Origin of the sequence: Subtercola sp. Z020, assembly GCF_002931235.1 — a bacterium.
Taxonomy (GTDB): domain Bacteria; phylum Actinomycetota; class Actinomycetes; order Actinomycetales; family Microbacteriaceae; genus Subtercola.
On sequence record NZ_PSTT01000069.1, the window covers coordinates 13,564 to 38,558 of the forward strand.

The following is a 24,995-nucleotide window of genomic DNA, read 5'->3' on the forward strand; positions in this document are numbered from 1 at the left end:
GTTGGGCTTCTTCTCCCGCCTCGACGAAGACCTGCGGAACGCCCAGAGTCGCGACCCGGCGGCCAGGTCGAAGCTCGACGTTCTGCTCGCCTACTCGGGCCTCCATGCGGTGTGGATGCATCGCCTGAGCCATGCGCTGTGGCTCCGGCCCGGGCTGGCGTTGCCCGCCCGGCTGGTGTCGCAGCTGGCGCGCTTCCTGACGGGCGTCGAGATCCATCCCGGGGCCGTCATCGGCCGGCGTGTGTTCATCGACCACGGCATGGGCGTCGTCATCGGCGAGACGGCCCGGGTGGGTGACGACGTGCTGATCTACCACGGCGTCACCCTGGGCGGGCTCGGGCCGGTGAGGGGTCACCGGCATCCGACCATCGGCGACGGCGTGCTCCTGGGGGCCGGGGCCAAGCTGCTCGGGCCCATCATCATCGGCGAGGGTTCTGCTGTCGGCGCCAACGCCGTCGTGCTGCAGGATGCTCCGCCGAACTCGCTCGTGACCGGAGTGCCGGCGACCCACCGGCCCCGGGTGCCGGTGCGACGCGAACCCTGACGACCGCTGCGCGGAAAGCCGGTGCCTGCCCCGGACGACGAAACCCCTCCCCGCTGTCGCGTGGGAGGGGTTCGTTCGTCAGAAGACGGGTCAGACCTTGCGCCCGGTGATGAAGCGCAGCAGGAAGACGATCAGCGCGATGACCAGAAGCACCACGCCGACCCAGATGAGGAAGCTGAGCGACTGAGTCACTCCGCCGGTGATGAGCAAGACAACCGCGATGATCGCGATGATCGCTACCAGAATGTTCATGAGAAGTACCCCTCCTGAGTGTGTGCGTGGCAGTGGCCACACTCAGATGGTAGCGCCGCGGGGCGCCACCCCTGCGGGTCTTGCGGCCGGCGAGCCTTCTGCGGTAGCGCGGGTCGCTCTGCATCGTCCGTAAGAGCTCCGGAGCCTCCCGGTGCGCGGAACGAATCAGGCTAAGTGACTGGCCGCGGGTCGTCAAGGGTACTCTTTTGCGTCTTGTCAGACCCCGCGAAGAGGCGGATAGTTCATGGTGACCCCGCCGCCTCTCCCCCACGAAGTCGGCGCGGGCGGAGTTCCGGTCTGTGCACGGGCGAGTTCTGACGCCTCCTGCCCACCGTGAATCTCTGTGGTTCGGTTTCCGGCAATCGGGTAGCCGGAAGCCGGACCACCTCACCTCAGAACGTCGAGCGACGCCTCCTCGATCTCGACCAGCGGATGACCCGCCAGCAGTTCCCGGGGGGTCACACCGTAGGTCGAGCGGAGCGCGTAACGCAGCTCTTTCACGCTCGAGAAGCCGGCCTGCAGGGCGATCTCGGCGACGGAACGCGGGGCCTTCGATGCCGCCCGGAGCGCCGCCAGCGCCGTGTCGAGCCGCCGCGCCCTGATCGACTCCGCCGGCCCCGCACCGTGGGCGCTGAAGGAGCGCTGCAGGTGCCTGAGAGAGACGTTCAGGCTCTCGGCGAGCACCTGCGGGGAGAACTCCGGGTCGGCGGAGTGCCGCGCGATGAGCGCCTCTGCGCGGGTGCGGAGGGTCTCGGAGAATGCCTCGGCCTCGGAGCGGGACCCCGTGTTCTCGAGGAACAGCCCCGCCATCATCTGCACCAGAACCGTCGAGGCCGGCTCGACCGCGACGCGGGCGTCGCCGGCCGCCGCCAGTTCCTCGATCAGGGCGAGAACGAACGACAGGGCCGGCCGCTTCAGCCGGGAGGAATCGGAGAACGCCCCGATCGCGTGCCGCACGGTCACCCCGTAGGTCGCGAGCCTGTCCCGGTGGATCGAGAGCATGACCACCCGTGACTTCACCGGGTTGATGGCCTCGACCTGGTCCCACCCCGCCATGTAGCCCGCCTGGCCGGCCTCGAAACGGAAGGTCCGCCCGCCGTCGTACAGTTCGAAGAGGCCGTGCCGCACGAAGACCACGCTGACGTATTCGAGCTGGCCGGGGTCGCGCCCCGACGGGGAGATCTGCAACGGCGTCTGTGCGACGTCGGAGACGACGACCCCCGAGAGCGACCAGCGCCTCCCCCGGGAGTGGAACTCCTCCGGGTCGTCGGCGACGAGATGCGGCCCGAGGGCGCGCAGCCCGTCTCTCCCGTTCAGGCTCCACTGTTCTGGTTTCGGGTGCGCCAAACTGAGCTCACTCATCTTGTTCCTGCTTTCGCCCCACACGAAGTCGGCACTGCCTGAATACCCCTCAGGACTTCAGGTTACCCCCAGCGCCATGTATATGACCACTCGCGACGCCTGTTCGACGGCTTCCGGCGGCACTGCTCTGTTCGGGTGAGAATCGGATGCACGCCGACCCGGGGGGTACCACGAGGGGCCGGCGACGAGAGGAATGTGGGGTTCCGAATGAAAACGAAACGGTCACTGGTCGTGCTCGACGACCGCGCCGTGCTGGTCGACGGCATCGTCACCGTCGCGCAGTACAGCTTTCCCGAACTGCGGGTCACCGCCAGCGCCGAGACGCTGGCGAGGGTGTCAGCCGTGGCGCGACCCGGGCGCGCGGGAGGCCCCTCCGACGAACAGCACGTGCTCGTCGTCGGTGGCAGCTGGCTGGGCGAACTGCCGACGTGCCGGCCGATCCAGGCCGCGCTCACCTCCGGCGCCTCGGTCGTCGCGCTGGTCGATGCACACTCACCGTGCGACCTGTACGCGCTCCGGGCATCCGGTGTCAGCGTCTTCGTCTGCACGTCGGAGGGCATGAACGAACTGCTGCGCGGCATCGAACGCGCCTTCGACCGGCAGGCGTACCTGTCGCCCGACTCCGAGAACCTCTTCTCGAAGCCGGCGCGCATCGCCCCGCGGATCAGCCCGCGCGAACGCCAGATCGCCTTGCTGTACCTCTCGGAGAACGACTTCACGGTCGACGACGTCGCCGGCATGCTGCGCATCAGCTCCCAGACGGTGCGCTCGCACCTCGCCCGGCTGCGCAGTCACTTCACGGCGGCGGGCTTCAGTGTGCGCAACCGCCTGGAGCTCCGCCAGGCGCTGGTCGAGATCGGCATGCTCGATTCCGCCCAGGGTGCCCCGACAGCGGCGGTGCACCACCAGCCGCCCGCTCTGCAGGGTGAACCGCGGTTCCGCTACGCCGGCGAGAGCGCGCTGCACTCCTCGAAGGTCGGCTAGGCGCCCGCTGCGGCTCCGCGAGAGCGCCGCGCTCCCGGGCCTCGGCTCAGGCGCGCGGCCCGAGCGCGGCGTGCACCGAGCGCACGGCGCTGGCCCCTTCACCCACCGCCGCAGCCACCCGCTTCATCGAACCGTGGCGCACGTCGCCGGCGGCGAAGACCCCGGGGATGCTCGTCTCGAACGGCAGCGGGGCCCGGCCGAGCACGGTCCACTCCTCGGGAAGCTCCGCGGCGGGCAGGTCGCTGTCGGTGAGCACGAAGCCGTCGGCGTCGAGCAGCACGCGGTCGGTGAGCAATTGGCCCCTGCGGGCGTCGAGCCACTGTGTCGCCGGGTCGGCGCCGATGAAACAGAACAGGCCGCTGCACTCACGCTGTTCGGTCTCGCCGGTCACTGTGTCGGTGAGCGTGATGCCCGAAAGCGAGGCCTCGCCCGCCAGCGCCGTCACCTGCGACGACGTGCGGATCTCGACGTTGGGGTGGGCACGCAGCCTGTCGACGAGGTAGGCCGACATCGTGCTCTCGATGTCGGGCCGCCGAACGACCACGGTCACCCTCGCTCCACGCGAGGCGAGGAACAGGGCCGCCTGGCCCGACGAGTTCGCGCCGCCGATCACCGTGGTGGCGTTCTGGCCGCAGGCCCGCGCCTCGATCTCGGTGGCCGCGTAGTAGATGCCGGCGCCCTCGAAGTGCGACCACCGGGGCAGGGGAAGCGACCGGTACCGGGCACCCGAGGCGATGATGACTGCCCGGGACTGGATGACGGTGCCGTCGTCGAGCTGCACCCGCAGTTGCCCGCCGAGAGTGTCGACGCCCTGCACCCGGCACGGGCTGTACAGCTTCGCCCCGAACTTCTCGGCCTGCACCATGGCCCGTGCGGTCAGCTCGCCGCCGCTCAGCCCCGAGGGAAAGCCGAGGTAGTTCTCGATCCGGGAGCTCGACGCCGCCTGTCCGCCGGTGCCCACCGCGTCGAGTAGAACGGTCTCGAGCCCTTCGCTCGCACCGTACATCGCCGCTGCGAGCCCGGCCGGGCCGGCACCGACCACCGCGAGGTCGACCCTGCCCCCCGGCGTGTTCCGGTACGACAGGCCGAGGTGCTCGGCCAGTTCGCCGGGTGTGGCGTTCCGCAACACGGCGTCGGGCAGAATGACCGCGGGCAGGTCGCCCGGCTGCAGCCGGGTGACGCCGAGCAGGGCCTGCCCCGCCACGCTGTCGGAGTCGAACCAGAGGTGCGCCAGCTGCTGCCGGGCCGCGTAGGTGCGAAGGGCGAGCGACTCGGCCGAGAACGCCGGCCCGATGATCTCGATGCTGCGCGCGCCGACACCCTCCCGCAGGCTGGCCCGCCGGGCCACGAAGGCCCGCAGCAGAAGATCGCTGAGATCGGGCTCGTCGGCCATCAGCCGCCGGAACCGGGGCGGCGAGATGTGGTGCAGGATGCCCGGCTGCAGCACGCGCGCCGTGAGGTAGAGCGTCTGCCCGGTCAGCAGGTTGAGCTCACCGGTGAAGTGGCCCGGGCCGTACAGCCGCACCCGCTCCTCCGTGGAGTCGACCGTGGCGACCTGCACGATCTCCACCTCGCCGCTCTCGATGACGATCAGATCGAGGTCGGTGTCGCCGGCGCGGAACAGCACGTCGCCCGCCCCGACCGATCTCCGCTCGCCGTACTGGGCGAGTCGTTTCAGCTGATCGGCACTGAGGGTCGGCGAGACATCCTGGGGTGACGCGTACGGAGCGGTCATGGTCTAGCATCCTAGTTGTGAGCGCAGAAGACGGCATCGATCCCGACGTTCCCCCGAGTGGCACAGACTGCGTCGAGTGCGACGCAGAGGGTCTGTGGTGGCTCCACCTGCGGCGCTGCGCCGAGTGCGGGCACGTCGGCTGCTGCGACGACTCGCTGGCCAAGCACGCGACGGCCCACTTCCGCCAGACCGGTCACCGCGTCATCCAGAGCTTCGAACCCGGCGAGACGTGGATGTTCGACTACGTGACCAACGACTTCGTCGACGGGCCGCCGCTGGCCGCCCCGACCCACCACCCGCTGTCGCAGACGACGCCCGGCCCCGCCGAGCGGGTGCCGGCCGACTGGCAGAGCCAGCTCGGGTGAGCGCGAAGCAGCTCGTTCTCGGTGCGTTCGAAGAACTGACCCCGAGCTTCATCAGCAACGGCTGGCCGCACGAACGCAGCGACCCGGCCGGTTTCGCCGGCCTCCCCTACTGGCAGGAGCTGAGCCGGCAGCTGGATGCCGCGGGCTTCGACTTTCTCTTCTTCGCCGACGCCCTCGGCTACCCGATGCACGAACAGGTCTCACCCTCCGGCGAGGTCACGTTCGAGATCCCCGACGTCGTGGTGCGGGAGGCCGTGCAGTTCCCGGTGCACGACCCCCTCACGATCGTCAGCGGGCTGGCGGCCACGGTCGAGCGCCTCGGCTTCGTGGTCACCGCTTCGACGACAGCCGAGCATCCGTTCCTCCTCGCCCGCCGCTTCGCGAGCCTCGACCACCTGACCGCGGGCCGCATCGGCTGGAACGTCGTCACGAGCGACATGCAGACCGCGCTGGTGCGACTGCTCGGCCAGACCGATGTGACACCGCACGACGAACGCTACGCCCGGGCGGACGAATTCGTCGACCTCACGCTGAAGCTCTGGGAGGGCGGCTGGTCAGACGACGCTGCCGTCGTCGACAAGGCCACGCGGGTGTTCACCGACCCCTCGAAGGTGCACCGCATCACGCACGAGGGCCGCTACTTCTCGCTCGACGGGCTCTTCCCCGTGAGCCCGTCGCTGCAGCGCACGCCGACCCTGTTCCAGGCGGGCTCCTCGGCGAGCGGCCGGGAGTTCGCGAGCCGCATCGCCGAGTGCGTCTTCATCCAGGAACGCGATCCCGCCCAGGCCGCGCGCACGGTGCGCGACATCCGCGACAGGGTCGAACGACGTGGCCGCGACCGCGACTCGGTGAAGATCATCAACAGCATCTCCGTGGTCGTGGGCGCGACGGATGAAGAGGCCCAGGCGGCCAGGCGCGCCCTCACCGCCGCGCCGAGCCGCGACGCGATGGCCGCGCTCTTTCTCGGCTGGAGCGGGGTCAACCTGCTCGGCCTCGACCCCGCGACACCGATCGACGAGCTCTCGACCGAGGTCGGGCAGACCACCCTCGCCATGTACCAGGGGCAGGGGGCGACGGTCGGCAGCGTGCTCGACCGGCTCGCCGAAACGCTCGGCGGAACCAAGATCACCGGAACAGCCGAACACGCGGCCGACGAGATCGAGACGCTCGCCCGCGAGACCGACGTCGACGGGTTCCTCATCGAGCACAGCTACGGCGGGCTCGCGACCTACCGGGAGTTCATCGACGGCGTGATGCCGCTGCTCCGGGAGCGCGGCCTGCTGCCGGCTGAGCCGCGGGGCGGCACGCTCCGCGAACGCCTCACGGGCACGCCGACGCCGCGGCTCGGCCCGGCGCACCCGGGAGCCGGGTTCCGGCCCGGTGCAGGTACCGCTGCCTATCCCGGTGGCGCTGCCGACCCCGCTGCGCCGCCCGCGAGCGCGGCCGCCGGCTGAGACCCGCCGCTAGCCGGTGTTCTGCAGCCCGGCGGCGACCCCGTTCACGGCGAGCAGCAGCAACTGGTGCGGCTCATCGAGCGGGTCGGTGCTGCCGGAGGCGCGGATCTGCCGCAGTGCCCTCAGCTGCAGCAGCGACAGCGCGTCGACGTACGGACTCCGCAGGTGCACCGCCCGGCGGAGCACCGGGCGCGCCTCGAGCAGCTCGGCGTGACCGGTGGTGCGGGCGACCCATTCGCGGGTGAGCTCCATCTCCTCGAGCACCAGGGCGGCGAGGTCGTCGCGGTCACCGAGCGCCAGGTACCGCTTCGCCAGGCGCAGGTCGGTCTTCGCCAGTGACATCTCGACATTGTCGATCATGGCGGTGAAGAGCGGCCAGCGGGAGTAGGCATCCTGCAGCACGTCGACGTCGCCGACGGCGGCGAGCGCGGAACCGAGGCCGAACCAGCCGGTCAGGTTGATGCGCGCCTGCGTCCACGCGAACACCCACGGAATGGCCCGCAGGTCTTCGAGAGACTCGATCGAGAGCCCGCGGCGTGCCGGGCGGGAGCCGAGCGCGAGCAGCCCGACCTCTTCGAGCGGCGTCACCTGCGCGAACCACTGGGGGAAGCCCTCGCGCTTGATGAGGTCGTAGAAGCGTTCGCGGGAGCGGGCATCCATCGTCTCTGCCACGCCCGCGAAGTCTTCGGTCGCCGAGCGGTTCGCCTCTTCGTTCGAGGGGCTGGAGGCCAGCAGGGTCGCGGCGGCCATCTGCTCGATGTGCCGGGCGGCGATCGTCTTGTCGCCGTACTGCGCGAAGATCACCTCGCCCTGCTCGGTGAGCTTGAAGCGGCCCTCCACCGACCCGGGCGGCTGGGCGAGCACGGCTTCGTTGGCTGGCCCACCGCCGCGCCCGAGGGCTCCCCCGCGGCCGTGGAACAGCGTCAGCACGATGTCGTTCTGCTCGGCCCACTCGGAGATGCGCTGCTGGGCCGAGTAGAGCGCGAGCGTGGCCGACACGGGTCCCACGTCTTTCGACGAGTCGGAGTAACCGAGCATGACCTCGAGCCGCCGCCCTGTGGCTTCGAGCCTCGCCTTCACGGCAGGCAACTCGATCATCTCGGCGAGGATCGTCGTGCTCGCGGCGAGGTCGTCGAACGTCTCGAACAGCGGCACGGCATCGAGCACCGGAGCCGCCTCGGGCGAACCCATCGCCGCCTCGGCCAGTTCGTAGACCGTGGCGAGGTCTGCGGAGGACTGCGTGAACGAGACGATGTAGCGCCGGGCGGCCTGCTGGCCGTAGCGGCGTTGCAGGAACGCGATCGTGCGGTAGACGTCGAGCACCTCGAGGGTCATCTCGCCGAGCGGCCCGCCCGCCCTCACCTCGTCGAGGGCCTGGCGGTGCACCTTCGAGTGCTGGCGCACCTCGAGTTCGGCGAGGTGGAAGCCGAACGTCTCGACCTGCCAGATCAGCCCCTGCAGCTCGCCGTTCGCGCTGCGGAGCGCGCCGGCCGCGGCGAGGGACTGCTGGATGACGCGCAGGTCGCTGAGCAGCTCGTCGGGGTTCTGGTAGCCGAGGTCGGCGTCGCGGCGGCGCGTGGCGGCGATGCGCTCGGCCACCACCAGCAGCACCCTGCGGTGGGGTTCGTTCGGAGCGCGGGTGCCGATCTGCGACGTGACGTCGCCCGCGAAACTGCGCTGCGTCTCCCAGAGGCCGGTGAGGGCACGGCTCGCCGGAGTGTCGGCCTCTGTGAGGGTGAGCGTGCGGCCGATGCGGGTGGCGACATGCTCGAGGCCGAGCAGGATGTGCTCCGACGCGATCGCGGCCGCCGCCTTCGTCACGGCGGCCGTCACGAACGGGTTGCCGTCGCGGTCGGCGGCGATCCAGCTGCCGAGACGGAGGAACGCGGGCGCCTCGGTCGGCCGCGAACCGGCGGCGCTTCCGAGCAGCCAGTCGTCGAGCATCCGGTAGACCCTCGGAACCACCTCGAACAGTGTCTGGTCGAAGATGCTCATCGCCGTGCGCACCTCGTCGAGAGGGGTCGGCCGCGTCGTGCGGAGCGGGGAGGTGCGCCAGAGCACGTCGATCTCCTCGAGCAGGCGCCTGTCGTTCTCGTCTGCTGTCAGGGTGTCGGGCAGCAGGTGGTCGCGGGCCTCGAGGAGCTCGCTGATGCGGCGGATTCCGGATGCGACGGCCCGCCGCCGCGCTTCAGTCGGGTGTGCGGTCAGCACCGGGTGGAACCGCAGGTTCTCGAGCCGCCTCTTCGTCTCGGCTTCGCCCACCTCAAAGACGAGCTGCTCGATCGCTCCCGGGAGCGAATCGGCCGGAACGGCGTCGGCCGTGGCATCCCGCGCGCGAAGCACACGCACGCGGTGGTGCTCCTCGGCCAGGTTCGAGAGGTGGAAGTAGCAGGTGAAGGCGCGAGCCACCTGTTCGGCACGCTCGGGGGTGAACGAGTCGACGAGACGCTCGGCGTCTTCGATCGAGACGGAGCCCGAGTCGGCACCAGCCCCGGCGCTCTCGCCCTCGTAGGCCGCGATGGTGAGGGCCCGCAGCTGCTCGACGTCGTGCAGCAGAGCCTCACCGCCCGCCTCGGCCAGCACCCGGCCGAGCAGTGCGCCCAGCAGTCGAACATCGTTCCGGAGGTCTTCGTCTACCTCGTCGCGGATTCCTTGACGGGTGGGATCGGGGAATGTGCTCACTCCTGTACGGTACCGCCCCGAGATGAGCAGCATGTTTCGTGGGCGGCGCAGGTACTGTCCAGCTTCATCCGACAGATTGGTCGTCTATGGAAATCGCCGTCGACCTCGTGCTCGCCATCGCCGGCCTCCTCGCCATCGTCGCGGGCTGGGGTCGCGGCGCCCTGGTGATGGCCGCATCCCTGGCGGGCATCGCCGCGGGCGCGTGGATCGCGACCATCGTCGCTCCGCTGGCGGTCACCGAGCTCGCCGAGCACGGTTGGACGAGCTCGCTGCAGCGCTCGATCGCCGCGGGCGTCGTGTTCGTGCTGTGCATCGTCATTGCGTCGTGGCTGCTCGGAACACTCGCCCTGCTCGTTCGTCGCGCGATCGGCCGCGTCAAGGTCGTTCGGGGCATCGACTCGCTCGGCGGGGCGCTCATGGGCGCTGTGGCCTGGGCGGTCGTCGTCTGGCTCGCAGGCGGGTTCCTGCTCTCGACCGGGCAGTTGCAGGCCACCCAGCTCGTCAACTCGTCGAAGATCGTCTCGACGATGAACGTGCTCGCCCCTGTGCCCGCCACGACGGCCCTCGGAACGCTCGACGGCGCGCTCGGCAGCGCGGGATTCCCCACGGTCTTCGCCGACGGCGCCGAGATCATCGCCGGAGCGCAGGCACCCGACGACGGCATACCCGGGGCCGTCGACGACGCCTCGGGCAGCGTGGTGAAGATCTTCTCCTCCGCTCCCAACTGCAACACCGATGCCGAGGGCAGCGGGTGGGTGGTCGCCGACGACCGCGTCATCACGAACGCGCACGTCGTCGCCGGCAGCAGCGAGATCTATGCGCAGGTGCGCGGGTCGGGGGCCCTGCTGCCGGCCCGCCTCGTCGTGTACGACCCCGAGCGCGACCTGGCGGTGCTCGACGTCTCCGACCTGTCTGTGTCCCCGCTCGCGCTCGGCACCGACCTCGGCGCCTCCGACCCGGCGGTCGTCGCCGGGTACCCGGAGAACGGCCCCTTCGTCACGGCGAACGCCCGGGTGCGCCAGGTGGTGCAGGCGACCGGCCTCGACATCTACGGCGAGCAGAACGTCACGCGGGAGATCTACTCGCTGCGGGGCACGGTGCTGCCGGGCAACTCGGGTGGCCCGCTGCTCGACACCAGCGGCGACGTGGTGGGCGTCGTGTTCGCCCGCTCGACGACCGACGCCGACACGGGGTACGCGATGACGCTGGCCGAGATCGAGCCCGTCACCTCGGCGGCTGCCGCGGCATCCACCGCCGTCAGCTCAGGAGCCTGCCAGTCCGACTGAGCCGGTCTGCCACGCCCGATCAGCGCGCGCGGCCCTCGCATTCGGTCAGCACGCCGCGGAGGGTCGTCTCGAGAGCTGCGGCCTGGGCCGCGCTGAGCCCGCCCGTGAGGGCGCGCTCGAGGTCGAGTTGCGCAGGAAGTGCGCCGTCGATGCGTTCGACGCCGAGCGCGGTGGCGACCACCGTGACGACCCGGCGGTCGGCACTGGTGTGTTCGCGCCGGGCCAGCCCCGCGCGCTCGAGAGCGACGAGGCGCTTCGTGATCGAGGCATTCGAGGCCGCCAGCAACTTCGCCAGCTGCGACGGTGTCAGGGCGACGGATGATCGACGCACCGCCGAGAGCACGTCGAACTCGCCGCGGCTGAGCCCGTGCGCCGCCAGGAGCTGATCGCTGAACAGCGTCGCGAGGCGCGCGATCCGCAGGATGCGGCCCATGGTCGCCATCGGGGCCGTGTCGAGGTGCGGGTGGAGCCTCTGCCAGGAGGCTCTGGTCTCGTCGATCAGGTCGGTGGTCATTCTGGTATTTTACTAGTAAAATGGTTTTCGGCGACGTGGCCTGTCTTCTCTCTCCCCTTCCCTCTTCCACCCTTCCCGGACAGGATCCCGATGTCGACCAGCAGCACCCTCCGCCCCTACGCGCGCTCCCTCGTGAGCGTCGGCGAACACGACGGGTCGCATCGCGCCGCGATCCGCGCGGGGCTCACGGTGCTCATCCCGCTTCTCGCGGTGTACGCCCTGGGGCACGTCGAATGGTCGATCTACGCGGCGTTCGGGGCCTTCACGGCGGTCTATGCACGGCACGACGGGTACCGGGCCCGGCTCCGCATGCAGTCGGCGGCGGCTGCGGTGATGGTGCTCTCGGTCACCCTCGGCTGCCTCGTCGCCCTGCTGCCCGGGCGGGAGTGGGCCGTCGTGGCAGTCGCGAGCGTCTGGGCGATGGTGGTGGCGCGGGTCTCCGACGTGTTCCGGTTCGGGCCGCCCGGGCCGCTGTTCGCGGTGTTCGGTCTCTGCGCGGTGGCCTCGGTTCCGGCCACCGCCTGGTCGCTGCCGATCGCGGTGGCGGTGAGTGCGGCGTCTGCGCTGCTCGCGCTGGCGATCGGGCAGGCGGGCCGGGTGCGGCGGCGGTCGGCGGCATCCGGTGCCCCACGGCCTGCGGCCCAGCCGGCGACCGTGTCGTCAACCGTGTCGGTGCCCCTGTCGGAGCCCGTGTCGGCGCCCGTGTCGGCGCCCGTGCGCCCGCCGTTCCGTGCCCTGCACATTGTTCGCTACGGCATCGCTGCGGCCGTCGCGGGTTCGCTGTCGACGGGGCTCGGTATCGGGCATCCGTACTGGGCCATCGTCGCCGCGATCGTTCCGCTGGTCGCGGTGGAACTGCCGCACGCCCTCGTTCGCGGAACGCACCGCGTTCTCGGAACCGTAATCGGCCTCGGCGTGACGTGGCTGCTGCTGCTCGCCGGCCCGACCGGCCTTGTGGCCATCGTCGTGGTGGTCGCGCTGCAGATGCTCGCCGAACTCTTCATCCTGCGCAACTACGGTCTCGCGCTGCTGTTCGTGACACCGCTCGCGCTGCTCATGATCGACCTCGTGCACCCGTCGGACCCGTCGGCGCTGATCGTCGACCGCGGCGTGGAGACGCTTCTCGGAACGGTGGTGGCACTCGTCGTCGCCTGTGCATCGGTGCTGATTTCGCGGAAGCGGTTCACGAGCATCGGTGCCCGCGCCTAGTCTGGATGAATGGCAAAACGTTCGCGCGCACGAACTCCGTGGATCATCGGAGGCCTCATCGTCTTCGTCCTCGCCGATCTGGCCCTCGTCGGTTTCGCTCTGCGGGGCCCTGCCGACGACTCGTCGGTGAGCGCCGTCGCACCCGACTTCACGTTCACCCCGACGCCCTCTGAGAGCGCGGCGACGCCGTCTGCGGCCCCGTCCGCAGCCCCGTCCAGCGCTCCGTCGACGGCCCCGGCGACCTCGGCGCCGAGCACCCCCGCTCCCAGCGGGACGCCGACCCCGGGGGCGACATCGGCGGCACCGGCCGCCGCCCTCACCGGTATGGCCTCGGCGACCGTGGGCTACCGCGCCACCGCCGGCACCTGCAGCGGCAACAGCACCAGCACCGACTCGGTCATCGAGCTCACCACTGACGGCGGTGCGACCTGGACGAAGGTGAACCCCACCGACATCCGCATCCGCGCCGTGGAGAAGATCAATGTGGTCGACGCCTCACACGTCGACGTGCTCGCCCGCTACGGTGACAACTGCACCCGCTCCGACGTCACCACCTACACCCAGGGCGAGTTCTGGCAGGTATATCCCGACCGCACCGCCCTCTTCGACTGACCCGCCCCGCCCCGCTACGCCCCGATAGCGCGACCGACAGGGCCGTGGGGAAGGCGCTCGGCAGACGACGAAGGCCCACGCTCGGGAGAGTGCGGGCCTTCGTCGCGACAGCGGGTGCAGCGCGCAACAGGGGTCGGTGGTGGAGATGGGGGGAATTGAACCCCCGTCCACTGCTGTGGTCATGTGCCTTCTACGGGTGTAGCCAGTAAGGCGTTCTGCTCGGCTCCGGAAGTCGTCACTGGCACCTGTTCCGACGAGCCCAGCCTGAGTGCAAGTCCCCGTGCGCCCTCAGGCGTAGCACACGAGCAATCCCTCTAGATAACGCCAGGGGCCGGGTAGAGGGCATTCCCGGTCTGACGGTTCCTTAAGCGGCTAGCAGAAGATGCTTAGGCTGCGAGAGCGAAAGCGGCCTGCTTGGCCGGAACAGTGCTGTTTTGATTGGCACTTATTGTTTGCACGGATCGTTTACGAGATAACCGTGCGTCCTCGGCCCGCTTCTCACACTCACTCAGGCAATGTCGAAACCGATCATCCCCGCGAGCAGCTGAAGAGCTGGACCACTGTTGCGCGCTGTTGAGTTGTCAAGATCGCTACCCTCTCAGGCAGCCCTCTATTCTATCAGCTAATCTCACAGCATGACGACTCCCCGTTGGACGCCGGCCCATCTCCCCCCGCTCACCGGAAAGACCTTCGTCGTCACCGGCGGCAATGCGGGCCTCGGCTACTACACCAGCGAGTTCCTCGCCCGTCGCGGCGCCTCCGTCGTCATCGCCGCCCGAAGCCAGCAGAAGGCTGGTGCGGCGATCGCGTCGATCCGCTCGCGCGCCCCGCAGGCCTCGGTGCGGAGCGTCACGCTCGACCTCGCCGACCTGGGCTCCGTCGAGGCCGCGGCCTCCGAGCTCTCTGCCGGGCCGATCGACGGCCTCATTCTGAACGCCGGCGTCACCGGCCAGCCCGAACGCGGGGTCACCGCCGACGGTTTCGAGCTGATGTTCGGCACGAACCTGCTCGGTCACTTCGCGCTGACTGCCCGTCTCGCCCCGACGCTGCTCGCGACATCCGGTTCCCGCGTCGTCTCGCTCGGCAGCATCAGCCACGAATTCTTCGACCTCGATCTGGATGATCTGCAGAACGACGACTACTCGAGCTTTCGCGCCTACGGTCGCTCCAAACTCGCGGCCATGCTGTTCGCGTTCGAACTCGACCGTCGGCTGCGGAAGGCCGGTCACAGCACCCGGAGCCTCGTCGCCCACCCCGGTTTCGCTCTCGACAGTCTCAGCGCCGCCCGCCCGCGCATCGGGATGAAGCGATCGAACCCGTTCGTGCGCACCGCGCTGCAGACGTTCGCGCAGGGGAAGGACGCCGGGGCCCTGCCCATCGTGCGCGCCGCAGCCGACCCTGTCGCGCAGGGCGGGGACTACTGGGGCCCCGACGGATGGCGCCAGCTGAAGGGGGCGCCGAGCGTCGTCGGAGCGCGCACCCGCGCCCGCGACATCCGCACCGCGTCGACGCTCTGGAGCGTCGCGGAGACCCTGACGGGCGTACCCTTCGTCATCTGAGCTGCTGGGCACCGGGCGGCGCGCACTGAGCACCGCGACCGCTACCGCGACTGCTACCGAGAACTCACCGAGGTGAACTTGCGCACGCTCAACGGCACGAAGATCACGAGCAGCAACACGATGCCGATCAGCACCGTGATCACCGGGTGCTGCTGCGTCCACACGTCGGCGACCGGCGTTCCCGGTGGCACATTGCCGAACAGCGTGCGGGCGGCCTGAACCAGCGCCGAGACCGGGTTGTACTCCGCGAAGATGCGCAGGGGCGTCGGCAGCGTGTCGCTCGGCACGAACGCGTTCGAGATGAACGTGATCGGGAACAGCACGAGGAACGACACGTTGTTGATCACCTCGGGGCTCCGCACGCTCATGCCGAGGAAGGCCATCACCCACGACAGCGCGTACGCGAAGAAGAGCAGCAGAAGCACCGCGGCCGCCGCCTCGAGGAAGCTCGACCGGATGCGCCAGCCCACGATGAACCCGGTCGTCATCATGACCGCCATGGAGATCGTGTTGATCAGCAGGTCGCCGTTCGTGCGCCCGATGAGCACCGAGGCCTGGTTCATCGGCAGCGTGCGGAAGCGGTCGATGATGCCGTCTTTCAGATCCTGCGCCATCGCCGAACCCGAATACGTCGACCCGAACACCACGGTCTGGGCGAAGATGCCCGCCATGATGAACTCCGTGTAGCTGCTGCCGGGAATGTCGATGACCCCGGCGTAGACGTAGCTGAACAGCAGCACGAACATGATCGGCTGCAGCAGCGTGAACACCAGGATGTCGGGCACCCGCTTGATCTTGATGAGGTTGCGCCGCGTCGTGATCCAGCCGTCGTTCAGCAGGTTGCCGAGTCGGGAGGTGGATGCCGTCGCCTGAGCCCGCGTGCCCGTGGCGGTCATGCTGCAGCCTCCTCTTCGGTCGCCATGTGCCCGGTGAGGCGGAGGAACACGTCGTCGAGGGTGGGCCGGCGCATGCCCGCGTCGTAGAGCTCGATCCCCCGCTCGCCGAACTCGCCGAGCACCTCCCGGAGGGCCGCCGGGGCATGCGCCGCATTCACCGTGAGCTCGCGGCCGTCACCCGAGACCGTCGGCTCCGAACTGCCCACCCGCCTCAGGATGCCCGCCGCAACCTCGGCGTCTGCGGCGCTCACGAGGCTGATCTCGAGCCGCTGCCCGCCGATCGATGCCTTGAGTTCGTCGGAGGTGCCCTCGGCGATCACCTTCCCGTCATCGATCACCGAGATGCTGTCGGCCAACTGGTCGGCCTCTTCGAGGTACTGCGTCGTGAGCAGCACGGTCGTGCCCTGCCCGACGAGGTTCGTGATGATGTCCCACATGCCGAGCCGGGAGCGCGGGTCGAGGCCGGTCGTCGGCTCGTCGAGGAAGAGCACCTGCGGGCTCGACACGAGAGCCCCGGCGAGGTCGATGCGCCGCCGCATTCCGCCCGAGAACCCCTTGACGGGCCGGTTCTGCGCCTCGGTCAGGTCGAACAGCTCGATGAGTTCGGTCGCACGCGCCCGCGACGCCTTCGCCCCCAAGTGGTAGAGCCGCCCGACCATGTCGAGGTTCTCGAAGCCCGTCAGGTTCTCGTCGACCGCGGCGTACTGGCCGGAAACCCCGATGATCGGCCTGATGCGATCGGGGTGCTTCGCCACATCGACCCCGCCGATCGTCGCCGTGCCCCTGTCGGGCCGGGTGAGCGTTGTGAGCACCTTCACCGTGGTGGTCTTGCCCGCGCCGTTCGGGCCGAGCAGTGCGGTGATCGTGCCCTTCGGCACCTCGAGGTTCAGCCCGTCGAGGGCGTGCACGGGCGGGGCCCCGCGCGGCGAGTAGGTCTTGGCGAGATCGGTCGCGGTGATGAAACTCATGCCGCGAGAGTAGCGAGCACCCCCGACATGCACAACGGTGGACACTGTTCACATCGTAACGAGTTGATCACGACTCAGTTACCAGAGGTCAACGAACCCGTCGAGGGGAGCGGGGCGAAGTCAGTCGCCGAGGTTGCGCTGGGCACCCATCGCGCGGTCGGCCTCGCGCTTGTCCTGACGTTCACGGAGCGTCTGGCGCTTGTCGTATTCGCGCTTGCCCTTGGCGACGGCGAGCTCCACCTTGGCGCGGCCGTCGCTGAAGTAGAGCCGCAGGGGCACGAGGGTGTAGCCGCCCTCTTTCACCTTGTTGTGGATCTTCAGGATCTGCGCCTTGTGCAGCAGCATCTTGCGCTTGCGCCTCGGCGGGTGGTTGTTCCACGAGCCCTGGTTGAACTCCGGGATGTGCACGGCGTCGAGCCACGCCTCTCCCCCGTCGATGTAGCCGTAGCCGTCGACCAGCGATGCCCGACCGGCTCGAAGCGACTTCACCTCGGTGCCGGTCAGCACGAGGCCGGCCTCGAAGGTGTCTTCGATCGTGTAGTCGTGGCGGGCCTTGCGGTTGGTCGCGACGACCTTCTCTCCGCGTTCGCGTGGCACGGTGACTCCTGGATGACTCGGGGGTGTGGTGCCGGGAAGCGCCCGGCAGCCCTCCAGTCTAGACCTTCAGGTACCGGGTGATGGCGAACTTGGCCGAGAGCGCGGCGAGCACGACCGCCAGCACGATCAGCACCGGAACCACGATGGCCAGCGCATCCTTGTCGGTCACGAACGCCGTGAACGGAAGCGCCTGCTGCAGGTATCCCTGCACGAAGAAGTGCACCACGCCCCAGACGGCGGCGCCCGCCAGAACCGATCCGATGAGCGCGGCGATCACACCCTCGAGAATGAACGGCGTCTGGATGAACCGGTTGGATGCCCCGACCAGCCTCATGATGCCGATCTCCCTTCGGCGCGAGAACGCCGACAATCGAATCGTGGTGGCGATCAGCAGCACCGCCGCCACCAGCATCAGCACCGCGATGCCGATGGCCGTGTAGCTCGCGGCGTTGAGGATCGAGAATATCTGCTCGAGGTAGCTGCGCTGGTCGACCACGCTGTCCACCCCCGGCTGGCTCGAGAGGCTCTCGACAAGCACGTTCGACTGCTGCGGGTCGACCATGTTGATCCAGAACGTCTGGTTCAGCAGGTCGGGCGTCACGTACTGCGCGACATCGTTCCCGGCGAACTGCTGCTTGAACTTCTCGTAGGCCTCTTCGTGGGTCTCGAAGTAGTACTGCTGGATGAACGGTGACAGTGTCGGCGACTTCAGCTGGGCATCCACCGCAGCGATCTGCTCGTCGGTGGCCTCGCCGTTCGCGCAGTTGTCGCCCCCGGAGGTGGCGGTGCACATGTAGACGGCGACCTGCGCCTTGTCGTACCAGTAGCTCTTCATCTGGCCGATCTGCATCTGCAGAAGAATGGCCGCACCGACGAAGGTGAGCGAGATGAAGGTCACGAGAACGACAGAGACGACCATCGACATGTTGCGGCGGAGGCCGGTGCCGACCTCGCCGAGAATGAGTGCGAATCTCACGACGTGGGCCCTACGTTCTGGTCTGCGGTCGGGTCGTGGCGCTCACCGCGCGCACGCAGCCCGAGCGTCTCGGCGAGGCTGATCTGCCCCGTCATCAGTGGGTCGACCGGCTCGGCCGGTTCTGTGGGTTCTGCGGCCTCTGCCGGCTGGGAGTGCGGTTGCGGTTCGGCCGTCGGCTCCGGATGCTCGGCGGCGGCAGGAGCGGCCTCGGCGCGGGGTGCGGCGATCGTCTCTGCGTCGGAGGGGAAGAAGAACGGCTGGTCGTCGGAGACGTCGTCGATCACGGCGGTGGCCGTGGGCGGCGCGCCGACCGGCTGCACGAGAACCTGCTGGCCGGTCTCGGTCGTCGCGAACACCGGGCGTTCGATGGCACCGGTCGCCTGCATGCGCAGGGAGAGCGGGTCGGGGCGCGTGATCTCCGCGGTCATGCCGCTGTCCTGCAGGCTGATCTCGGTCGCTGCGCCGTAGCCGCCCTCGCGGTCGTCGCGGATGACCTGGCCGCTGACGAGCTCGACGACCCGCCGCTGCATCTGGTCGACGATCGCATTGTCGTGCGTGGCCATGATGATGGTGGTGCCGCCGGCATTGATGCGGTCGAGCACGTTCATGATGCCGGCGCTCGTGACGGGGTCGAGGTTGCCCGTCGGCTCGTCGGCCAGCAGGATGGCGGGCTTGTTCACGACGGCGCGGGCGATGGCCACGCGCTGCTGCTCGCCACCGGAGAGTTCGTGCGGCAGTCGCCCGGCCTTCTCGGCGAGGCCGACCATGGCGAGCACGTCGGGCACGGCCTCCTGGATGAAGCCTCGCGACTTGCCGATCACCTGCAGCGTGAAGGCGACGTTGTCGAAGACGTTCTTGTTCGGCAGCAGCCGGAAGTCCTGGAAGACGACGCCGAGGTTGCGACGGAAGTACGGCACCTTGCGGGAGGAGATCGAACCGAGATCCTGCCCCAGCACGTGGATGTTGCCGCTCGTCGGCCGATCCTCCTTCAGCACCAGGCGGAGGAAGCTGGACTTGCCGGAACCGGAGGCACCGACGAGGAAGACGAACTCACCCCGCAGTATCTCGAGGTCGATCGTGTTGAGCGCCGGCTTGGCCGTGCCCTTGTACATCTTGCTTACCTGGTCAAATCGAATCATGGCGAGGTCAGCCTAAGCAGCACTCCCGGGCATTGCGCCGAGCGACTCGCCCATTGGCCAAGCGTGCCGCCGAAGCTGGGAAGTGCCTCGGTGAACCGTGAGCGATCAGTCTTCGATCTTGCGCTTGCGCCAGCGGATGCCCGCCGAGATGAATCCGTCGAGGTCGCCGTCGAAGACGTTGTTGGGGTTGTTGACCTCGTAGTCGGTGCGCAGGTCTTTGACCATCTGGTACGGCGCGAGCACGTAGCTGCGCATCTGGTCGCCCCAGCTCGCCGTGATGGTGCCGGCCAGCTCCTTCTTCTTGGCGTTCTCCTCTTCGCGCTGTGCGAGCAGCAGGCGGGACTGCAGCACGCGCATCGCGGCCGCGCGGTTCTGGATCTGGCTCTTCTCGTTCTGACAGCTCACCACGATGCCGGTGGGGATGTGCGTGATGCGCACCGCGGAGTCGGTCGTGTTGACCGACTGCCCGCCGGGGCCGCTCGACCGGAAGACGTCGACGCGGATGTCGCTCTCGGGAACCTCCACGACATCCGTCGTCTCGATCAACGGAACCACCTCGACGGCCGCGAAGCTCGTCTGGCGCTTGCCGGCCGAGTTGAACGGGCTCATGCGCACCAGGCGGTGCGTGCCCGCCTCGACCGAGAGCGTGCCGAAGGCGTAGGGCGAGTCGATCTCGATGGTGGCGCTCTTGATGCCCGCCTCCTCGGCGTAGCTGGTGTCGAGCACGGTCGACTTGTGCCCGTGCTGCTCGGCCCAGCGGAGGTACATGCGCAGCAGCATCTCGGCGAAGTCGGAGGCGTCGACGCCGCCGGCGCCCGCCCGGATCGTGACGACGGCCGGCCGCGGGTCGTACTCGCCGTTCAGCAGCGTCTGCACCTCGAGCTCGCCGAGCAGCTTCGTCAGGCTGGTGAGTTCGGCCTGCGCTTCGGTCACCGCCTCTTCGTCGGATTCGTCGTTGGCGAGTTCGACCATGATCTCGAGGTCGTCGAGCCGCGAGTCGATGCTGACGATCTTGGCGAGCTCGGCCTGGCGGTGCGAGAGCGCACTCGTGACCTTCTGCGCCTTCTCGGTGTCGTTCCAGAGGTCGGGAACGCCGGCCTGCTCGCTCAGGTCGGCGATCTGGGCCCGCAGGCTCTCGACGTCGACCACCGACTGGATGTCGGCGAAGGTCGAACGGAGGGCGCTGATCTGCTCAGAGAGGTCGAGTTCTAACACGATCCCCCAGCCTACCCGCTCCGCCCGTGCGGAGGCCGGGCCGCCCGGCGTTCTAAACTTGTTGCCTGATGAGTAGTTCTGAGCCCGCAGCCGAGACACCCCCGGCGACCTTCCGGTTCGGTTCCATCGCTCTCTCTGCGCTGCTTCCCGCGCTGCTCTTCGCCATCGGCGAGGGAGCGATCATCCCGATCATCCCCGCCGTCGCCGGCAGCCTGGGTGCGACCCTCGCCGTCGCCGGAGTGATCTCGGGTATGACGATGATCGGCGAGCTGGTCGGCGACATCCCGAGCGGCTGGCTGGTGTCCAGGCTCGGCGAGCGGCGGTCGATGATCTACGCCGCCGGCCTCTCGATGCTGTCGATCATCCTGTGCCTGCTGGCACCGAACGCGCTGGTCTTCGGGATCGGCATCTTTCTGCTCGGACTGTCGGCGGCCGTGTTCGCGCTGGCCCGCCATGCGTTCATGACGAGTTTCGTGCCCGTCGCGTACCGGGCGCGGGCCCTGTCGACGCTCGGCGGCACCTTCCGGGCGGGCTGGTTCATCGGGCCGTTCCTCGGCGCCGGCGTGATCGCCCTGACCGGTACGGCCCAGTCGGTCTTCTGGGTGATGGGGGTCTGCGCCGTCGCGATCGTCGTTCTGCTGCTGATCGTCGACGACCCCACAGAGAAGCTGGCGAAACCGGATGCCGGCGAGCGACTGCTCGCCGGGGAGTCGAACGGACTGTTCGCCACCATCTGGACCCATCGCCGGGTGCTGACCCGCATCGGTCTCGGCGTCGCGATCGTCAGCGCCCTCCGCGCCAGCCGCACCGTGGTGCTCCCGCTCTGGGCCGTGAGCCTCGGCATCGGCGAGAGCAACACGGCCCTGATCGTCGGGGTCGGCGCCGCTCTCGACTTCGCGCTGTTCTACACCAGTGGCCAGATCATGGACCGGTTCGGCCGGCTCTGGAGCGCCCTGCCGTCGATGATCGGCATGGGGGTGTGCCTCGTGGTTCTCTCGGTGACCCACGACCTCGCCCACGCCGCCGGCTGGTTCATCGTGCTCACCATTCTGCTCGGCGTCTCGAACGGCATCTCGAGCGGCATCGTCATGACGCTCGGCGCAGACCTCGCGCCGAAGAGCTCACCCGCCCCGTTCCTCGGTGCATTCCGCTTCACCGGTGACCTCGGATCGGCCCTCGCGCCCCTGCTGGTGGCGGGCATCCTGGCCGTCGCGGGCCTGCCGTTCGCGGTCGGAACCGTCGGCGTCATCGGGTTCTTCGGGGCCGGAGTCATGCTGCGCTACATCCCGCGATTCGTACCGCGGAGTCTCGCTCACAAATCGCTGAGATTCAAACCAGACGCGTAATACCGACCCATTACACTGAGGGTGTTCTCCGCGGGAGTGGTGAAATTGGTATACACGCAGGTTTTAGGTACCTGTGCTTTCGAGCGTGAGGGTTCAAGTCCCTTCTCCCGCACGCGAAGCCGATTTCTTCCGGCCGGCCGCTGAAGACCCACGACGACTGGAGCCCCACCCATGCACGCAGCGCTCATCCCCTGGCTCGACCCGAACACTCTGATCAACGGGTTCGGTCCGTTTGCGCTGCTGGGCATCTGCTTCATCGTCTTCGCCGAGACCGGCCTGCTCATCGGGTTCGTGCTGCCGGGTGACACGCTCCTCTTCTTCACCGGCCTGCTCACCTTCACGGGCACCATCGGCCTGCCCATCTACCTTGTCGCCCCGGCCATCGCGCTCTCTGCCTTCATCGGCGGGGAGGTCGGCTACCTGATCGGGCGGAAGGCCGGCCCCCGCATCTTCGAACGCAAGGAGTCGGGCTTCTTCAGCATCAAGAACGTCGAGCGCACGAACGCCTTCTTCGAGCGCTTCGGCGGCTTCGCCGTGATCGTCGCGCGCTTCGTTCCCGTGGTTCGAACCTTCGCCCCGATCGCGGCGGGCGTCGGCAAGATGGACTCGCGCCGGTACAGCTTCTACAACGCCGTCGGCGCGCTGATCTGGGGCGGCGGCATCGTCATGCTCGGCTTCTTCCTCGGGCAGATCCCGATGGTGAAGGACTTCACGGAGAAGTACATCGACGTCGTTCTGCTCGCCGTCGTGGTGCTGACGCTCGTGCCCACCGTGTTCCACACCATCCAGTCCTCGCGCAAGGCGAAGAAGGCCGCGCGGGCCGGCGAGGCCGAGCCCGTCGAGGCGACGGGTGCTGCCGAAGAGCTGCTGCTCGACCCGTCGGCCTTCACGCACCGCCCCGGCCAGAAGCACGACGGCGCCGTCTGAGAACGCGTCAGCGGTGCTGCTCGTGCTCGTGACCGGCGTGTTCGGCCGGCTCGAGCTGGAAGGTCGAGTGCTCGACGTCGAAATGCGCCGTGAGGCACCCCGACAGACGATCGAGTAGTTCACCCGTGGCGCCGTCGGCGAAGATCTTCGGCTCGACGACGACGTGTGCCGAGAAGACGGGTTCGCCCGACGTGATGGCCCAGACGTGCACATCGTGCACCTCGAGTACACCGGGCGTCTCGATGATGTGCCGGCGAATCTGCTGCACGTCGGTCTCTTTCGGCGCCGACTGGATGAGCACGCCCACCACGTCTCGAAGCAGCACGAAGGCTCGCGGCACGATCATCACCGCAATGGCCAGCGAGGCGATGGCGTCGGCGGCGACCAGGCCCGTGGTGATGATGACGATGCCGGCGACGATGACCGCGATCGAACCCAGGGTGTCGCCGAAGACCTCCAGGTAGGCACCGCGCATGTTGAACGACTGCCGATCGCCGCCCCGCAGCACCAGGAGTGCGGCAACGTTGGCCACGAGACCGATCGAGGCGATCACCAGCATGGGCACGCCCTGCACATGGTCGGTCTCGGGCGAGATGAGCCTCGAGATGCCCTCACTGCCGACGAAGGCCGCCACGACGAGCAGGATCACGCCGTTGGCCAGCGCGGCGAGAACCTCGGCGCGCTGAAAGCCGAAGGTGTGCCGGTCGGAGGCCGGGCGCAGCGCGATGATCGACGCGACCAGCGCGATGATCAGCCCCAGCAGGTCGGAGAGCATGTGGCCGGCATCGGCGAGGAGGGCGAGCGAGCCGCTGAGAACAGCACCGGCGGCCTCGACGACCAGCACGGCCGTGACGATGCCGATCGCGATGAGGAGCCGCGCACGGTTCGTCGACCGTGATGCGTGACTGTGGTGCTCGTGGCTGCTCATCGCTTACAGACTAGGAGAGGAACGAGGCCCCGCCCTCCCCGCGGTACTACTTGGGAATGACGTTCATTCTCAGCAGCGGAATCACATTCTCGAAGGCCAGGGCACGATGGCTGATGGCGTTCTTCTCGTCGGGGCTCAACTCCGCCGCCGTGACGCTGAGGCCGGAGGGAACGAAGACGGGGTCGTACCCGAAACCGTTCGCACCGCGCGACTCGCGGATGAGGGCGCCCCGCCAGAAGCCGGCCGCGACGTCTTCGAAGGCCACGGCATCCGGAACCTCATCGGCAGCGGGAACGACGACGGCGATGTGGCAGACGAAGGCGGCGCCACGCTGGTCGTCGTGGATGTCGGCGAGCTGGTCGAGCAGCAGCTCCCGGTTCGCGAGGTCGCCCTTGCCGTGGCCGGCCCAGCGCGCGGAGAAGATGCCGGGCGCGCCGCCCAGAATGTCGACGGCGATGCCGGAGTCATCGGCCAGAGCGGGAAGCCCGGTGTGCAGGGCGGCGGCCCGGGCCTTGATCAGCGCATTCTCGGCGAAGGTCACCCCGTCTTCGACAGGCTCCGGTCCGTCGTACTTCACGATGTCGAGTTCGGGCAGGCGGGCGCCGAGGATCTTCTGGAACTCGTCGACCTTGTGCTGGTTGTGCGTGGCGAGCACCACGCGCACGCGGTTCACGCGAGGGCCGCCGTCTGCAGGGCGGTGAGCTCGCCGGTACCGACGAGCGCCAGGTCGAGCAGTGCGTTCAGCTCGGAGCGGTCGAAGGGCGCGCCCTCGGCGGCTCCCTGCACCTCGACGAAGAGCCCGCGGCCGGTGACGACCACGTTCATGTCGGTCTCGGCACGCACGTCTTCGGTATATGCCAGATCGAGCATGGGAGTCTGGTCGATGATGCCGACGGAGACCGCGGCGACGCTGTCGATGAGGGGCTGGGCCTTCTGGCCGATGAACTTACGACCGCGCGCCCACTCGATGGCGTCGACCATGGCGACGTAGGCGCCGGTGATCGCTGCGGTTCGGGTTCCGCCGTCGGCCTGCAGAACGTCGCAGTCGATCACGATGGTGTTCTCGCCGAGGGCCTTCATGTCGACGACCGCCCGCAAGGAGCGGCCGATCAGCCTCGAGATCTCGTGAGTGCGACCACCGATCTTGCCCTTCACGGCCTCTCGGTCCATGCGGCTGTTCGTCGCCCGGGGCAGCATCGCGTACTCGGCAGTGACCCAGCCCTTGCCCTTGCCCGACATCCAGCGCGGCACGCCGTTCGTGAAGGAGGCGGTGCAGAGCACTCTGGTGTTGCCGAAGGAGATGAGGGCCGAGCCCTCCGCCTGGGTGCTCCAGCCGCGCTCGATCGTCACCTCGCGCAGGTCGTCGACCGAGCGGCCGTCGGCGCGCACGAGGGCGGACGGGGTGGGGGCGGGTGTGGGGTCGGTCATCGGTTCTCCTCGAAGAC

At 68.8% G+C, this 24,995-nt stretch carries 24 protein-coding genes, 1 tRNA gene and 1 other RNA gene; 11 read left to right on the forward strand and 15 right to left on the reverse strand.

Annotated elements, in window-relative coordinates; all coding sequences use genetic code 11:
- Window position 1: 1 nt before the first annotated feature.
- Window positions 2-544: a serine O-acetyltransferase EpsC gene (epsC, locus tag C5B96_RS08815; protein ID WP_104244994.1), complete on the forward strand. Its 543-nt coding sequence runs from the start codon at window positions 2-4 to the stop codon at window positions 542-544.
- A 90-nt stretch (window positions 545-634) separates the two neighbouring features.
- Here the strand turns inward: epsC and C5B96_RS17585 are convergent, their stop codons facing one another.
- Window positions 635-796, reverse strand: a complete 162-nt coding sequence (locus tag C5B96_RS17585; RefSeq protein ID WP_199176604.1) for a hypothetical protein — start codon at window positions 794-796, stop codon at window positions 635-637.
- A 387-nt stretch (window positions 797-1,183) separates the two neighbouring features.
- On the reverse strand, window positions 1,184-2,158 hold the full coding sequence (locus C5B96_RS08820) for an AraC family transcriptional regulator (protein WP_104244996.1): 975 nt from the start codon (window positions 2,156-2,158) through the stop codon (window positions 1,184-1,186).
- Window positions 2,159-2,365: 207 nt separating this feature from the next.
- Between C5B96_RS08820 and C5B96_RS08825 the strand changes: the two genes are divergently transcribed.
- A complete protein-coding gene (locus C5B96_RS08825; protein ID WP_104244998.1) occupies window positions 2,366-3,142 on the forward strand; it encodes a response regulator transcription factor in 777 nt (258 codons plus the stop codon).
- Window positions 3,143-3,188: 46 nt separating this feature from the next.
- Here C5B96_RS08825 and C5B96_RS08830 read toward each other — a convergent pair whose 3' ends face one another.
- Window positions 3,189-4,877 (reverse strand): cyclic nucleotide-binding domain-containing thioredoxin-disulfide reductase, encoded by a 1,689-nt coding sequence (locus tag C5B96_RS08830; RefSeq protein ID WP_104245000.1) that lies wholly within the window; start codon window positions 4,875-4,877, stop codon window positions 3,189-3,191.
- Between the two features lie 17 nt (window positions 4,878-4,894).
- On the opposite strand from C5B96_RS08830, the gene C5B96_RS08835 reads away from it, so the two are divergent.
- Both C5B96_RS08835 and C5B96_RS08840 read left to right on the forward strand, forming a co-directional pair.
- Complete coding sequence (locus tag C5B96_RS08835) at window positions 4,895-5,242, forward strand: UBP-type zinc finger domain-containing protein (protein ID WP_104245020.1); 348 nt, start codon at window positions 4,895-4,897, stop codon at window positions 5,240-5,242.
- Window positions 5,239-6,696: an NtaA/DmoA family FMN-dependent monooxygenase gene (locus C5B96_RS08840; RefSeq protein ID WP_158507149.1), complete on the forward strand. Its 1,458-nt coding sequence runs from the start codon at window positions 5,239-5,241 to the stop codon at window positions 6,694-6,696. The genes C5B96_RS08835 and C5B96_RS08840 overlap by 4 nt, the downstream gene beginning before the upstream one ends.
- Before the next feature lie 9 nt (window positions 6,697-6,705).
- On the opposite strand, the gene C5B96_RS08845 is transcribed toward C5B96_RS08840, so the two are convergent.
- Entirely contained in the window at window positions 6,706-9,411 is a 2,706-nt protein-coding gene (locus C5B96_RS08845; protein WP_104245003.1) for a phosphoenolpyruvate carboxylase, read from the reverse strand.
- Between the two features lie 53 nt (window positions 9,412-9,464).
- Here C5B96_RS08845 and C5B96_RS08850 point away from each other — a divergent pair, with 53 nt between their 5' ends.
- The gene (locus C5B96_RS08850) at window positions 9,465-10,664 is read left to right on the forward strand and encodes a MarP family serine protease (RefSeq protein ID WP_104245004.1); all 1,200 of its coding nucleotides are present in this window, start codon (window positions 9,465-9,467) and stop codon (window positions 10,662-10,664) included.
- A gap of 19 nt (window positions 10,665-10,683) precedes the next feature.
- Here C5B96_RS08850 and C5B96_RS08855 read toward each other — a convergent pair whose 3' ends face one another.
- A complete protein-coding gene (locus tag C5B96_RS08855; RefSeq protein WP_104245005.1) occupies window positions 10,684-11,178 on the reverse strand; it encodes a MarR family winged helix-turn-helix transcriptional regulator in 495 nt (164 codons plus the stop codon).
- A 90-nt stretch (window positions 11,179-11,268) separates the two neighbouring features.
- On the opposite strand from C5B96_RS08855, the gene C5B96_RS08860 reads away from it, so the two are divergent.
- Together C5B96_RS08860 and C5B96_RS08865 are read left to right on the forward strand one after the other, a co-directional pair.
- A complete protein-coding gene (locus C5B96_RS08860; protein WP_104245006.1) occupies window positions 11,269-12,387 on the forward strand; it encodes an FUSC family protein in 1,119 nt (372 codons plus the stop codon).
- A gap of 9 nt (window positions 12,388-12,396) precedes the next feature.
- A complete protein-coding gene (locus C5B96_RS08865) occupies window positions 12,397-12,999 on the forward strand; it encodes a hypothetical protein (protein WP_104245007.1) in 603 nt (200 codons plus the stop codon).
- 137 nt (window positions 13,000-13,136) lie between these two features.
- Here the strand turns inward: C5B96_RS08865 and ssrA are convergent.
- Window positions 13,137-13,535, reverse strand: a transfer-messenger RNA (tmRNA) gene (ssrA, locus tag C5B96_RS08870).
- A gap of 99 nt (window positions 13,536-13,634) precedes the next feature.
- Between ssrA and C5B96_RS08875 the strand changes: the two genes are divergently transcribed.
- The gene (locus C5B96_RS08875) at window positions 13,635-14,558 is read left to right on the forward strand and encodes an oxidoreductase (RefSeq protein WP_104245008.1); all 924 of its coding nucleotides are present in this window, start codon (window positions 13,635-13,637) and stop codon (window positions 14,556-14,558) included.
- Window positions 14,559-14,611: 53 nt separating this feature from the next.
- Here C5B96_RS08875 and C5B96_RS08880 read toward each other — a convergent pair whose 3' ends face one another.
- The 6 genes from C5B96_RS08880 to prfB all read right to left on the reverse strand — a co-directional run bounded on the left by C5B96_RS08880 (window position 14,612) and on the right by prfB (window position 20,349).
- Window positions 14,612-15,454, reverse strand: a complete 843-nt coding sequence (locus C5B96_RS08880) for an ABC transporter permease (protein WP_104245009.1) — start codon at window positions 15,452-15,454, stop codon at window positions 14,612-14,614.
- Window positions 15,451-16,422 (reverse strand): ATP-binding cassette domain-containing protein, encoded by a 972-nt coding sequence (locus tag C5B96_RS08885; protein ID WP_104245010.1) that lies wholly within the window; start codon window positions 16,420-16,422, stop codon window positions 15,451-15,453. Before C5B96_RS08885 ends, C5B96_RS08880 begins: the two co-directional genes overlap by 4 nt.
- Before the next feature lie 120 nt (window positions 16,423-16,542).
- The gene (gene smpB, locus C5B96_RS08890) at window positions 16,543-17,019 is read right to left on the reverse strand and encodes an SsrA-binding protein SmpB (protein WP_104245011.1); all 477 of its coding nucleotides are present in this window, start codon (window positions 17,017-17,019) and stop codon (window positions 16,543-16,545) included.
- 58 nt (window positions 17,020-17,077) lie between these two features.
- A complete protein-coding gene (gene ftsX, locus C5B96_RS08895) occupies window positions 17,078-17,995 on the reverse strand; it encodes a permease-like cell division protein FtsX (protein WP_104245012.1) in 918 nt (305 codons plus the stop codon).
- Entirely contained in the window at window positions 17,992-19,134 is a 1,143-nt protein-coding gene (ftsE, locus tag C5B96_RS08900; protein ID WP_104245013.1) for a cell division ATP-binding protein FtsE, read from the reverse strand. The genes ftsX and ftsE overlap by 4 nt, the downstream gene beginning before the upstream one ends.
- A 105-nt stretch (window positions 19,135-19,239) precedes the next feature.
- Complete coding sequence (gene prfB / locus C5B96_RS08905; RefSeq protein WP_104245014.1) at window positions 19,240-20,349, reverse strand: peptide chain release factor 2; 1,110 nt, start codon at window positions 20,347-20,349, stop codon at window positions 19,240-19,242.
- Window positions 20,350-20,417: 68 nt separating this feature from the next.
- Between prfB and C5B96_RS08910 the strand changes: the two genes are divergently transcribed.
- The 3 genes from C5B96_RS08910 (at window position 20,418) to C5B96_RS08920 (ending at window position 22,622) form a co-directional block, all read left to right on the forward strand.
- Window positions 20,418-21,695, forward strand: a complete 1,278-nt coding sequence (locus tag C5B96_RS08910) for an MFS transporter (RefSeq protein ID WP_104245015.1) — start codon at window positions 20,418-20,420, stop codon at window positions 21,693-21,695.
- Between the two features lie 30 nt (window positions 21,696-21,725).
- Window positions 21,726-21,807, forward strand: a tRNA-Leu gene (locus C5B96_RS08915).
- 59 nt (window positions 21,808-21,866) lie between these two features.
- Window positions 21,867-22,622 (forward strand): DedA family protein, encoded by a 756-nt coding sequence (locus C5B96_RS08920; protein WP_104245016.1) that lies wholly within the window; start codon window positions 21,867-21,869, stop codon window positions 22,620-22,622.
- A gap of 7 nt (window positions 22,623-22,629) precedes the next feature.
- Here the strand turns inward: C5B96_RS08920 and C5B96_RS08925 are convergent, their stop codons facing one another.
- From C5B96_RS08925 to rph, 3 genes are read right to left on the reverse strand one after another with little or no spacing between them, the layout of a single operon-like run.
- Complete coding sequence (locus tag C5B96_RS08925; RefSeq protein ID WP_104245017.1) at window positions 22,630-23,550, reverse strand: cation diffusion facilitator family transporter; 921 nt, start codon at window positions 23,548-23,550, stop codon at window positions 22,630-22,632.
- A gap of 46 nt (window positions 23,551-23,596) precedes the next feature.
- The gene (rdgB, locus tag C5B96_RS08930) at window positions 23,597-24,223 is read right to left on the reverse strand and encodes an RdgB/HAM1 family non-canonical purine NTP pyrophosphatase (RefSeq protein ID WP_104245018.1); all 627 of its coding nucleotides are present in this window, start codon (window positions 24,221-24,223) and stop codon (window positions 23,597-23,599) included.
- On the reverse strand, window positions 24,220-24,978 hold the full coding sequence (gene rph / locus C5B96_RS08935; RefSeq protein WP_104245019.1) for a ribonuclease PH: 759 nt from the start codon (window positions 24,976-24,978) through the stop codon (window positions 24,220-24,222). Before rph ends, rdgB begins: the two co-directional genes overlap by 4 nt.
- Window positions 24,979-24,995 lie beyond the last annotated feature (17 nt).